Annotated in this window: 6 protein-coding genes; 4 read left to right on the forward strand and 2 right to left on the reverse strand. The window is 58.3% G+C overall.

Going from position 1 to position 13016, the window contains the following annotated elements; all coding sequences use genetic code 11:
- Window positions 1-91: 91 nt before the first annotated feature.
- The 3 genes from EC9_RS19855 to EC9_RS19865 all read left to right on the forward strand — a co-directional run bounded on the left by EC9_RS19855 (window position 92) and on the right by EC9_RS19865 (window position 11159).
- Window positions 92-6250, forward strand: coding sequence for an SUMF1/EgtB/PvdO family nonheme iron enzyme (locus EC9_RS19855; RefSeq protein ID WP_145347881.1), 6159 nt, complete (start codon window positions 92-94; stop codon window positions 6248-6250).
- 215 nt (window positions 6251-6465) lie between these two features.
- A complete protein-coding gene (locus EC9_RS19860; RefSeq protein WP_145347882.1) occupies window positions 6466-9684 on the forward strand; it encodes a PSD1 and planctomycete cytochrome C domain-containing protein in 3219 nt (1072 codons plus the stop codon).
- Window positions 9685-9689: 5 nt separating this feature from the next.
- Entirely contained in the window at window positions 9690-11159 is a 1470-nt protein-coding gene (locus EC9_RS19865) for a DUF1501 domain-containing protein (protein WP_246105783.1), read from the forward strand.
- Window positions 11160-11180: 21 nt separating this feature from the next.
- Here EC9_RS19865 and EC9_RS19870 read toward each other — a convergent pair whose 3' ends face one another.
- Complete coding sequence (locus EC9_RS19870; RefSeq protein WP_218934288.1) at window positions 11181-11642, reverse strand: acyl-CoA thioesterase; 462 nt, start codon at window positions 11640-11642, stop codon at window positions 11181-11183.
- 4 nt (window positions 11643-11646) lie between these two features.
- The gene (locus tag EC9_RS19875) at window positions 11647-12585 is read right to left on the reverse strand and encodes an ion transporter (protein ID WP_145347884.1); all 939 of its coding nucleotides are present in this window, start codon (window positions 12583-12585) and stop codon (window positions 11647-11649) included.
- Between the two features lie 128 nt (window positions 12586-12713).
- Here EC9_RS19875 and EC9_RS19880 point away from each other — a divergent pair, with 128 nt between their 5' ends.
- The gene (locus EC9_RS19880; protein WP_197451316.1) at window positions 12714-12962 is read left to right on the forward strand and encodes a LapA family protein; all 249 of its coding nucleotides are present in this window, start codon (window positions 12714-12716) and stop codon (window positions 12960-12962) included.
- The last annotated feature ends 54 nt before the right edge of the window (window positions 12963-13016 follow it).

Raw genomic sequence — 13016 nt, forward strand, 5'->3', positions numbered from 1 at the left:
TCTTTCGGAATCGCGTGGCGCTTTGGCGAACAGCTTGTAGAGGTTAATTTTTTGGCCTCGTAGATTTCTCTACAAACTTTTGGGGTATCGGATGCGTTTAACAGACTGCCCGCCAAACGAAGCGTTGGCTGCCTACGTTTCCGGTGCGCTCGAAGAAGAATCCGTCCAGTCGGTTTCCGAACACGTCGAAGTCTGCCCGTCCTGCGAAGAAGCTGTATGCAACCTTGAATCCAGCTCCGACAGGCTCCTGGAGAAACTACGGCTTCCCCTTCCGCAGGATCCCTTCGCGGAAGAGGAGGGCTGTGATCGCGCGATCGAATTAGTCAAAGAGATTGGACTGGAGCCGACATTTATTGGCGAAGATGCCACGGTCGACGGGGCCGATCCGGGCGACGCATCGAATGGGAAGAAGGCTCAGCCGCCAGAAATCGTAGGGATGCTTGGACAATATGAATTGATCAAGAAGTTGGGGCAGGGGGGCATGGGGGCGGTTTACAAAGCCAAACACACGCGGCTGCGGCGCATCGTCGCCTTGAAGGTGCTGCCCGCGAATCTGTTGCAGGATGAAGGCGCCATCGCCCGCTTTGACCGCGAGATGCAGGCAGTCGGAGCACTGGACCACCCCAACATCATCCGCGCCAGCGACGCCGGCGAGATCGACGGCACCCATTACCTGGTGATGGAGCTGGTCAAGGGAGACGATCTTGCGGTCGTCGCGCACCGTCGCGGTCCATTGCCGGTCGCGGACGCTTGCGAAGTGATCCGGCAAGCCGCTGTTGGACTGCAGCATGCAATGGAAAATGGTCTGGTCCATCGCGATATCAAGCCAGCCAACTTGATGCTCAGCGAAAAAGGACAGGTCAAAATTCTGGACATGGGGTTGGCATTGCTCGAAACTCCTTTCGGTGACGACGACGGATTGACCTCGACCGGGCAGATCATGGGCACCGTCGACTACATGGCACCCGAGCAAGTCACCAACAGCCACAACGTCGACATCCGTGGCGACATCTACGCGTTGGGCTGTACGATCTATCGGTTGCTCAGCGGCGTAGCGCCGTTCCAGGATGGGAAGTACGACAACGTTATCTTCAAGGCGATGGCTCACGTCGATACACCGCCGCCACCGCTGGGCGAGCGGCGAGCCGACTTGCCTGCGGAGTTGCTCGCAATCGTTGACAAGACGTTGGCCAAAAAACCAGCCGACCGTTTTCAAACGCCGATGGAACTGGCCGAAGCACTTGCGCCGTTCACCACAGGACATGACTTGCCAGCGCTATTGGCCGAAGCGCCGATCGCGCCGCCCGCCAGCGTGAATATGGAAGCTGCCACGGCGGCAGTCATTAGCAGTGCCGATCCGACGGCCGGATCCATAACCGGACTGGAACCGACACTCGCGTTCCCGTCGAGCAGCGGCCGCATCCCGAGAAACCGAATCAAGATTGCGGCTGGATTCTTTGGCGGGATCGCCGCGTTGTTTGCCGGGATTGTGTTCTATCTGAATCTGGGCGGCAAATACGACGTGCAGATCACGCTGGATGACCCATCGATGTCACTGAAAGTCGACAGCGAAGCGGTGGTCATCGAAGGCAATGGCGAGCCGATTCGATTGTCTTCCGGAGTACACACACTGCATGTCGAATTGAACGGGTTCGAGTCCGACACCGACAGTTTCACCGTCAAGAAGGACGGCAAGAACGCCGTCCATGTCGCCAGGCTTGATGGAAAGCTGAAGATCGTTCCTGGCGGCAAGCCAGCCCTACTTTCCAGCTCAGTAACGAGCACCACAAAGCCGGGCACTGAATCACCAGGCATTGGTCGCCCCCCGGGTGCCACTGGCTCGACTGGTCTTCCTCCGGTCGCTATCGCGCCGTTCGACGCGGCCACGGCAAAGCAGCATCAGCAGGCGTGGGCGAAGCACCTAGGTGTTCCGGTGGAGAAAAAAGTCGAACTGCCCGGCGGTGCGACGATGGCTTTCATGTTGATCCCACCCGGCGAGTTCGACATGGGAAGCACTGGCGAACAGGTTGACGCCGCGTTGAAACTGCACACCGGCCTCACCTCGGAAAAGCTGCAACGTAGCCGTATCGAAGTCGCGGAACAACCACGGCACCGCGTCCTCATAAGTCAGCCGTTCCAACTCGGGTCGACGGAAGTCACCGTCGGCCAATTCAAACAATTCGCCGCTGCCACAGGGTATCGAACCGAGGCTGAAAAAGCTTCGCAGCCGACTACATACCTCAATCCCGGATTTCAAGTGACGGATGAGTCACCGGCGGCAGTGATCACCTGGAACGACGCCGTGGCGTTTTGTCAGTGGCTCTCGAAACGCGAAAAGGCGACCTATCGCCTCCCGACCGAAGCGGAGTGGGAATACGCCTGCCGGGCCGGTACAACGTCCCAGTACTCGTTCGGCAACAACCACGAAGACCTTGGCCGGTTCGGCTGGTACAAGAACAACTCCCAAGAGAAAGCACATCCAGTGGGCACGCTTTTGCCGAACCCATTTGGCTTGTTCGACATCCATGGCAATTTGCAGGAGTGGTGCGAGGACCCCTACGGCGAAGACTGGTATGCCCACTCGCCCACTGTCGATCCACGTGGTCCAGACTCCGGTGATCCATACGTCGTCCGCGGAGGAATCTGGAATCACGTTGCCACCCAGGCCCGCTCCGCAACCCGCAACCACAACACGGCAAGGACGCAGTTCCAGGGCTCCGGATTTCGAGTCGCACTGACGATCGACACGGCGACGTTGAAACCGGCCGTGGTCCCAACAAATGGCACACCTCCGCTGGCCATCGCCCCGTTTGATGAAGCGCAGGCGAAGGCCTATCAGCAGGCCTGGGCGAAACATCTCGGTGTTCCGGTGGAGAAAGAAGTCGAACTGCCCGGCGGCGCGAAGATGGCTTTCATGCTGATTCCGCCCGGCGATTTCATGATGGGGTCGAGTGAGGACGAACAGGCCAAATTTCTCGTTGAAAACGAAACGAATCCGATTCAAGCATATTATCAACGTATTCTTGCTGAAGATCCGCAGCATTCCACGCGGATAACGCGTGCGTTTTACCTCGCCAAATATGAAGTCACACAGACTCAGTGGCAGGCCGTCATGGGGAACAACCCCTCGAAACACCAGGATGAACCTGCAAGTCCCGTGGAACAGGTGAGTTGGGATGACGTGCAGACATTTCTGGCGAAGTTAAATGAGGGAACTTCAACCGCAATACACCAGTTCATCCTGCCGACTGAGGCCCAATGGGAATTTGCCTGTCGTGCCGGGACGACAACGCCTTGGCACAGCGGTACGAGTGAGCATGAGTTGCAGCGATATGGTTGGATCAAGACAAACATCCAGTCTGAGACTCATCCAGCGGGACAACTCGCGTCCAATCGCTTCGGACTTTACGACATGCACGGCAACGTCTTTGAGTGGTGTTCCGACTGGCACGCAGAGAATTCCTTCACAGACGCACCTGTCGAAGATCCGACAGGTGCCGAAACAGGCCTGGAACGGGTCTGCCGTGGAGGAGCCTGGTTTTCTCCCGAAGTCGCCGCCCGATCTGCGTATCGCGGCAAGAAGCCCCCATCGACCGCATGGGATTTTATTGGCTTCCGCCTGGCGATGACGATCGACACTTCGGAGCTGAAGCAGTCTTCGATGCCGGGTGCCAGTGGCTCCGCCAGTGGCTCCGCCAGTGGCACTGCTCCCGCCGTTGCTCCGTTCGATGCCGCCACTCCGGCGACACCAAAGGCCGAGCCGTTTCGCTTGCCTGACGTCGAAGGGAAAATTCATTCTCTCGCTTTCAGTGCGGATGGTCAGACGCTTGCCGTGGGACTAAATAAGGACGTCAGCCTGTTCGATACCAAGACGTGGAAAAAGATCCAAACCAAGAATGCCCACAATTACGATGTTACCTCGCTTGCGTTCAGCCCCGATGGGAAGCTATTTGCCAGCGGATGCACCGATAACACGATCAACTTGTACGACGCGAAAACGTGGGACTACATTAGCAGGGTTGGCTCGCTTCCGAGCAAGTCGCAAGTCCTGAGTCTTGCGTTTAGTCCCGATTCCTCGATTCTTGCATCAGGAGGTGGTGGTAGCGCGCCATTAATGTTGTGGGATGTGGCTGGAACCAAAGGAATGATCGGGGATCTGAAAGGACACACGAAGGCGATAAGATCACTCGCTTTTAGCCCGGATGGAAAATCGCTTGCTGCCGCTAGTCAAGACGGCTCGGTTAAATCATGGGACCTGGCCAGTGGAAAAATTCAGCAAACCTTCGAGGGGGGGCACTTGGCAGGAGTTTTGTCTGTGGCGATTAGCCCCGATGGAACGATGCTCGCGAGCGGTGGCGAGGGGCGCCGAATCCAGTTGTGGGACCTCGCAACCGGAAAGGATCTCGGTAGGCTTTCCGGTCACAAAGGTGGCGTGTCGCTTGTCGCGTTTCATTCCGATGGACAGACACTGTTCTCATCGGACTATCACGATGTTCGGTTGTGGGATTTTGTGGACAAGACGCCGCAGAGCATTTGGGCCAGTGAGTCTGGGAGATACCAATCGATCACCGTCTTGGATCCGTTGGAACGCTACGTTGCGGTTGCCGAGCAAGGTAATACCATTCTCGTCGTTCCTCTCACGCCCAAAACCGACTCAGAACCAACCGCACCCGTGATTGAAGAGGTGGCCCCCGCGGGCGACCCGCTGCCCGGATTGATCAGCACCCCAGGAAACGTGTCGGGCATCCGTCGCTGGCAAATTCTGCCACGGCTTCCCAATACGACTCCCGGTATCGATCAAATCTCAGCTCCGTCGGACGGGTCATCGTTCGCTTATTGCGATCGGCCGTGGACGCGAATCTATGACGCATCATCGCTGAAGCTGGAAAAACTGATTCCTGCGTCGGACCACCCCCGCACGAGCGTTCGTCTCAGTCCCGATGGATCACGCATCGCCTCGGGCGCGGGATCAACCGTCGAGATTCGCGATGCCGCAAGTGGCAAGTCGCTCGCCCAGTGGGAGGCGTTCACCGACAAACAGAAACACCTCTTCGTGCGGACATTGGCGTGGAGTGCCGATAGCCAAATGCTCGCAACTGCGCGGACATTCAAGACGGACAATTCAATTGCGATCTGGGATCGACAGGGAAAGCTAATTCAGCATCTCACACACCCGAGTGCTAACGACGACATCGCGTTCAGCCCCAATGGAAAATGGTTCGCCGCTGCGACGACGCCCTTTGTGACCGTTTGGAATGTCACCGATTGGAAGCAAGCATTTCAAGTCGATCTTGGGAAGGTGATCTCGCTGGCCTGGAGTCCCAATAGCCAGTGGTTGGCGGCCGGTTGTCACGAAGAATCCAAGCGCGACTTGCTCCATCTTTGGCAAACCGAGACTTGGAAAGACGGTCCGCGTCTGTTGGGTAACCTCAGCCACGTCAATGGGATCAGTTGGAGCCCCGATTCAAAACGCTTAGTCACCGCCAGCCATGATAAGCATTGCCGGATCTATGATCTTGAAACGACGGAATCTGTCGGACAGATCGCTTTTCCGAACGGCAATATGGCCCCTTTCGCATCGGTGCTGTGGACGCACGATGGCCGTTGGATTCTCGCCGGCACGACATCGAACGGCATGTTGCTCTATGACGTCCAGAACAGCAAAGTCGTTGATACCCTCGTCCACAACCAAGTCGAAAAGACCGACCTTGCCGACGGCGGGATTCAACTCAAGTTCGCGAACAACCAAACGGCCGAGTTCAACCAATTCGGCCGTTTAATTTCGGGTGACCCGGCGGACCTCGATCGCGAACTGATCTATATGGTGGAGCACGAAGATGGCAGTTTCGAAATCCAGAGTCCCTCGGAGTTCCCTGCTGCGGCCAAAGTTGACCTAACGACCTCGTCTGCGAAGTCGGCTCCAGCGGCCCCCCAACCCTCTCCTGAACCGGATCGGGCTGCGGCGACTTGGGTACTTCAGCTTGGTGGCACGGTCAAGATTTCTAACGCCGGTTTAAAGAATCAGTTAGTCAAGTCAATCGAGGACTTGCCCACCGAGCCGTTTCAACTGACGATCGTCGACCTGGCGGGCCGACCAGGTGTTAACGACAGCGACCTTGCCAGACTCTCCGGACTAAAGAATTTGTATGCCGTTCGACTGACCGGGATACAAATGACGGACCAGGGACTCGCAAACGTGGCGAAATCTCCCAGCAGCGGGAACTTTCGCAGCCATCTCTCCGTACGTTGAATCCAATTCCATCAACCTCGATGGAGAATACGACGCAGCAGTTCCCGCAAGTTCAAACACTGAATAGCCCTGGCCAAACCGACAACCGAATTCGCCCGGCCGCTGCAAAACGGTTACAATAAAGCTCCTTCCCACCTTTACGAAAGCCAGCCGCTCGATCGGGGTTCACCCGACTGCCGGTTTTCGCCTGCCTCCCTCTCCGCACTGGTATCGAGATGCAAGCTTCCAAGCTCTTGCTGGCGCTGACGTTTGCCGCACTCTGCGGCCAACCTGCGGCTGCCGTCGATTATCTGACCGACATCAAACCGATATTGGAAACCAAATGCTACTCCTGCCACGGAGCGCTGAAACAGGAAGCCGATCTGCGGCTGGAGACGCGGGCGTTGATGCTGGAAAGCGATTCGATCGTTCCCGGCAATGCGGCGGAAAGCCTGCTTTTGGAACGCGTCTGTTCGACCGACGACGACCGCATGCCGCCTCCCGAAGATGGAGCGGCTTTGAAGCCGGCAGAGCTTGCGTTGCTGAAAGCTTGGATCGATGCCGGGGCGGTCGCACCGGACGAACCGACGCCGGTCGCGCCCGATCAACATTGGTCGTTCCTGACCGTCGAGAAGCCGCCGATTCCCAAACTCTCCGATTCCGCATCGGACAGCGCAATCGCGAATCCAATCGACAGTTTCCTGCAAGTCCGTCGCGAGGCGTTGCAGTTGAAGGTTCAACCGCCGGCTGACCGTCCGCTGGCGCTGCGGCGATTGTATCTGGACCTGATCGGTTTGCCGCCGACGAGCGAACAGCTGGCCGACGAGCGTCCCTGGGATCAGATCGTCGACGAATTGTTGGCTAGCCCCGAACACGCACAACGTTGGGCTCGGCACTGGATGGATATCTGGCGTTACAGCGATTGGTACGGGCTGGGAGCTCAGCTGCGTAACAGCCAAAAGCATATCTGGCACTGGCGCGACTGGATCGTTGAATCGCTGCAAGCCGACAAGGGCTACGACCAGATGGTGATGGAGATGTTGGCCGGGGACGAACTGGCCCCCAGCGATCCCGACGTCCTTCGGGCCACAGGATTCCTGGCGCGGAATTATTATCTGTTCAATCGCACGACCTGGCTCGACAGCACGATCGAACACACCGGCAAAGCCTTCTTGGGGCTGACGCTCAATTGTGCCAAGTGCCACGACCACAAATACGATCCGATCACGCATGTCGATTATTACCGGATGCGAGCGATCTTCGAACCACATCAAGTGCGGCTGGATCCCGTCCCCGGCGAAACCAACTTTGAAAAGGACGGCCTGCCGCGCGTCTTCGACGATCACCTGCAAGCCGAAACGTTCTTGCACTTGCGAGGCGACCCGACCAAGCCCGATCCCGAGACCGAGATCACGCCGGGCGTGCCCGCGTTGTTGGCCAGTTTTGCGCCACCGGTCACGCCCGTCGAACTGCCAGCCTGGGCTTACGCGCCCGGATCCCGCGACTATGTAGCTCGCGATCAACTCGCGGAAGCGAAGCAACGGGTTGTCGCCGCCGAATCCGAACTGCAGGCCGCTGAACAGAAAGCGGCTCAATTGCCCAAGGCTCCCGGAACGACGAGCGCGGCGGACGACGAAGCCGAATTCGCGGCGATCGAAGAGTCGTTCGATGCGCTCGATCCCAAGCGATGGGAACTTGTCGGCGAAGGCTGGCGATTTGAAGAGGGGAAGCTGTTGCAGACGATCAGCGGCCGCGACAGCCACTTCCTGCATTTGCAGACGCCGCACCCGCGCGACTTTGATCTGACTTGCCAATACACAACCACCGGCGGCGACACCTACAAATCGGTGATGTTCCGATTCGATGATTCAGCGGACGGCCAGTTCAATAATTATGTCTACAGCAGCGCTCACGAACCGGCTCCGAAAATCCAAGTCGCTTACGCACGGCAGGGTAAGAGCAACTATCCCGGCGCGGGGCGAGTGTCGCGGCAGATCGCTGTCGGCAAAGAATACAAGCTGCGAATCGCCGTTCGCGATACGCTGATCAACGTATGGCTGGACGATAAATTCTTGTTGGCGACTCACCTGCCCGAGCGGCGAGAGTCCGGCCGGTTTTCGATCTCGGGATTTGATGCCACGCTGGCGCTGAATCACCTGACCCTGGCACCGTTGGCGGCCGATGCAAAGCTTCAAGCAGCGAAGGGGAAGGCCCCCGCAACGCCTGCCACGATCAAGCAGGCTGTCGAAATCGCCGCCGCGAAATTGCAGGCCGCTCGCGCTGCCGAATCTTCGCTGACCGCAACGATCGCCGCCGATCGACTGCGATTCGCCGCGGATGCCGACGAAGCCGCCACGACCGCTGCTGCATCGATCGCCGCGCTGCGTCAGGCGGAGAGCTTGCAAGCCGCTGCGGAATACGAACTGCTGCTCGCCGGCGAGGACGCGAATAAGCGCAAAGCCGCGGAAGCGAAGCGAGCGAAGGCGGAGAAACAGCGACTGGCGGCCGAAGCTGGCAAGGCAAAATACAAATCGGTCCGGGCCTCCAAGAAAGCGTTAGAGACTCCCGAGCACAACGATTCGTATTACGGGGCAACCTACCCATCGCAAAGCACCGGCCGGCGGCTGGCGCTTGCTCGCTGGATCACCGATCGCAAGAATCCGTTGACCGCGCGGGTGGCGGTCAATCATCTGTGGGCTCGGCATTTCGGGACGCCGCTGGTCGAATCGGTCTTCGATTTTGGTCTGCGTGCGAAACCGCCGGAGCATCTCGCGCTGCTCGATTACCTGGCGGCTGAACTGATGGAATCAGGCTGGAGCATGCGGCATCTGCATCGCATGATGGTGACGTCGCAGACTTACCAATTGTCGGCGTCGACAGTCGATGCCGATGCGACGACGCTGGCGGCCGATCCGACCAACGCCTTCTATTGGCGGATGAACACGCGGCGGATGCAATCGCAAACCGTTCGCGACAGCTTGCTGCATCTGGCGGGCGAATTGGACCTGACCGCGGGCGGGCCGTCGGTCGATCCGGGTCCGAAGAGTCGACGTCGCAGCCTGTATTTCAAACACTCGCGCGACCAGCAAGACAAATTCCTGTCGATGTTCGACGATGCCGATCTGCTGCAATGTTATCTCCGCAACGAGAGCATCGTGCCGCAGCAGGCGTTGGCGATGGCGAACAGCGAATTGTCGCTGACGATGTCCGAAAAGATCGCTCAACGGATTGGTGATGCGACCTCCGATCCTTCGCTCGCCAGCTTCATCGATCAAGCGTTCCTGACGCTGCTGGCGCGGTTGCCGGCCGATCCGGAGCGACAAGCGTGCGCCGATTTCTGTCGCCAATTGGTCGATCGATCGACGCTCGAATCTGCGGCGGAACGCGATGTCCGTGCGCGACAGCGATTGATCCACGCGCTGCTGAACCACAACGATTACATTTCGATTCGGTGAGAAAAATGGCTGCCAACAAATCGCAATTCGATTCACAAATGAACGATCCACACAACCGTCGCCGCTTCCTGTCCGGAGCCGGCTTGGGACTCGGGTCGATCGCCCTCTCATCGATGTTGGCCGACGAACAGCGAGCCAACGCGGCGGGGCTGCATCTGCCCGACGACCGTCCGCATTTCGCTCCCAAAGCCAAAAACGTGATCTGGTTGTTCATGCGTGGCGGTGTCAGCCACATGGAGAGCTTCGATCCCAAGCCGATGTTGAACAAGTTCGCCGGCAAGTCGATCGATGAAACGCCGTACGCCAACGTTAGCGATCCCGAATTGCTGAAACGGGTGCGGGTCGTCGTCGTCAACGATGCCAACGGCCAGCAACGCAAGCAACTCTATCCGTTGCAGGTCGGTTACAAGGCGTACGGGCAGAGCGGGATCGAGGTCAGCGATTGGTTTCCGCACATCGGTTCGTGCATCGACGATATCGCCGTCGTCCGTTCGATGTGGACGACCGACGATAATCATGGTGCTCAGGTTCAATTCCATTCCGGACGCCACATGCTCGACCCGCGCGTGCCGACGATTGGGGCCTGGATCAATTACGGCTTGGGAACGTTGAACCAGAACCTGCCGCAATTCATCAGCATGGGGCCGCGGTTCTTCGACCGTCGCGATGGGCATTACCTGGGGCCGGCCTACGATGCAGTCGAGCTGAAGGTCGACCCGAGCAATCCGCTCGACTACGCCTCGCCGCAACGAGCGGTGACGCCAACGGAGCAGCAGATGGGTTTTGATCTCGTCAGTCAGCTAAATCGGCTGAGCGATTCTCGATACCCACGCGACGGGGCGATGGAAGCGCGAACCAAGTCGTATGAACTGGCGTTCCGGATGCAGACCGCGGTTCCCGATGTGATTCGGTTCGACCATGAGACGCAGGCGACCAAGAACCTGTACGGCCTAGACCAACCCGAGACGCGGGCCTTTGGCGAGCAACTGCTTGCCGCCCGGCGGTTCAGCGAACAGGGCGTCCGATTTATTCAGATCATGCACGGCGGCGGAGCGGCCGGCGCGTGGGATCAGCATTCGAATCTGAAGGCAAAGCACAGCCAGCTGTCGATGCAGGTCGATCGGCCGATCGCGGGACTGTTGAAGGATCTGAAGCAACGCGGAATGCTGGATGAAACGCTTGTTGTGTTTGCCACCGAATTCGGTCGCACTCCCGGTTCGCAAGGGAGCGACGGACGCGATCACCATCCCTACGGCTTCAGCGTTTGGCTGGCAGGGGGCGGAATCAAGGGAGGCGTTGCCCACGGGGCGACAGATGAGATCGGATTCCATGCGACCGAAAACCCGCACTACGTGACCGACATCCACGCCACGATCATGCACCAACTGGGCTTGGATTCGCACCGCATGGAAGTCGCCGGGCACAAGCGGCTGGAGCAAGACTTTGGCCACGTGATCCACGACATCTTGGCGTAACGCGTGCCACGCTTGGCGGGCCTAAACCGGAAACGATTTGCCTTCGAGCTTTTCAACCGCTTCGCGAATCGCGTCGGGAACGGGAACCGGTTTCTGTTGAGCGAAGTTGTAGAGCACGACGTCGCAAGACGCCTGAGCCGCCGGGACGCCGGTCGCTTCGTCGACGATCAAACATTCCAGCGAAACGCTGCCGATCGAAACGCGACTGACACGGACGCCAACAGCCACGTCGCCGGGAAAGTTCAACTGCCGAAGGTACTTGCACTGGACCGAAGCGACGATCGCTCCGGTGCCGCTATCGCGCGAGACGACCTCCACGCCAACACGCTCGCCGTAGAGGCAGCGAACGTGTTCGAACCACTTCATGTAGACCACGTTGTTGACATGCCCATACGCATCCAGATCGCCCCATTGGATCGGAATCCGGACGACGATGGGAAAGTCTTGTAGCGCGGTCGGTCGTTGAAATTCGGTGGAGCTCAATCGTCTACTCTTCTTCCCGCGGCATCGGTTCGCCACATTGGTTGCAGTATCGCGCGTCGGATGGTTGATCATCGCGACCGCAGCGTTGGCATGTTTTCAGTTCGTCATCGTCATTTTCATCGGCGAGGGCTCGATTCCCCAATCGGTCGCGAGCATGCGCGGTCTCGCTGAGTCGAGCAGTGACGAAACCTGTCGGCACGATGATCAAACTGTAGCCCAACAAAATCAAGACGGCACTGATAATCTTGCCCGCGGTCGTCTTGGGAACAACGTCGCCGTAACCGACCGTGGTCATCGTCACGATCGCCCAATACATCGATTGTGGGATCGAATCGAAACTGGAACTGGGGGCGCGATTGTTCAAGTGGTCGTCGAAGTTTTCGACTTGGTACATCAACGTTCCGCTGAGCGTGACGGCGATCACGACGGTGAACAGAAAGACGACGATCTTGCCGCGCGAGTCCCAGATGCTGCGGTACAAGACGTCCGCTTCGCTCATCAAACGCAGCAGCTTCAGAACCCGAAACACCCGCAGCAATCGGATCGATCGGACCATCGCAACCGAAGCGAAATGGCTGCCCGCCAGATAGAAGATGTAGGTCGGCAGGATCGAACAGAGATCGATCAGCCCCCAAAAACTGAACATGTAGCGTTGCGGTTTCCGAACGCAGCTCAGCCGGACCAGATACTCGGCGGTGAACAGGATCGTGAACGACCACTCCAACGCCTGGAAGTACCACGAGTACCGATCGGCCACGCTGCTGACCGTTTCCATGCTGACAACGGCCACGCTGACCAGAATCGCGATCAACAGCCCGATATCGAACAGCTTGCCCGTCGGCGTGTCCGATTCGAAGATGATGATGTAGAGTTCGCGTCGCCAGCCCGACGCCGGGCATTGCAAACGGCGTTCTTGGCGAGTGAAATGATCGTGAACGTTCATGCAGGCCAAAGCTTCTTCGGTTCGGCGCCTATGTTGGTTTTTCGATGCAACGGTTTCCGGTATCATCGAATCGCGGAACGACCACTTTACAAACTCCCGATGTCGCCTCAAACCACGTGATTGCGCGAATGGCCCGATTAAAGCTGATTCTTGTTGTTTCGTTCCTGCTTCTGCTGGTGATTATCGCCTACCTGAACCGCGGCAAAGTTGCCCTGAATCTGCTGTTTTCCGAGTTTGAAGTCCCCGTCACGATCCTGATCTGCGTCACGGCGCTGATCGGATTTGCAGTCGGAGTCGTGTTTGGGGCGAGAATCCCGCGAAAGTTGAAAGTCACCGGCGTGCCAGCCGATTCCAAAAACTCGGCCAAAGCGAAGTAGCAGCTCTCCGGTCCGGCCAGCAGAGCCTCGATTCACGAACAATCGCGTTTCCCC

The sequence above is a fragment of the Rosistilla ulvae genome (assembly GCF_007741475.1).
In the GTDB taxonomy this organism is placed as follows: domain Bacteria; phylum Planctomycetota; class Planctomycetia; order Pirellulales; family Pirellulaceae; genus Rosistilla; species Rosistilla ulvae.

Bases quoted from the DNA above. Each gene is read 5' to 3' on its own strand.
- EC9_RS19875 (WP_145347884.1), bottom strand. From the start codon at position 12,585: ATGAACGTTCACGATCATTTCACTCGCCAAGAACGCCGTTTGCAATGC.
- EC9_RS19865 (WP_246105783.1), top strand. From the start codon at position 9,690: ATGGCTGCCAACAAATCGCAATTCGATTCACAAATGAACGATCCACAC.
- EC9_RS19855 (WP_145347881.1), top strand. From the start codon at position 92: ATGCGTTTAACAGACTGCCCGCCAAACGAAGCGTTGGCTGCCTACGTT.
- EC9_RS19880 (WP_197451316.1), top strand. From the start codon at position 12,714: ATGGCCCGATTAAAGCTGATTCTTGTTGTTTCGTTCCTGCTTCTGCTG.
- EC9_RS19860 (WP_145347882.1), top strand. From the start codon at position 6,466: ATGCAAGCTTCCAAGCTCTTGCTGGCGCTGACGTTTGCCGCACTCTGC.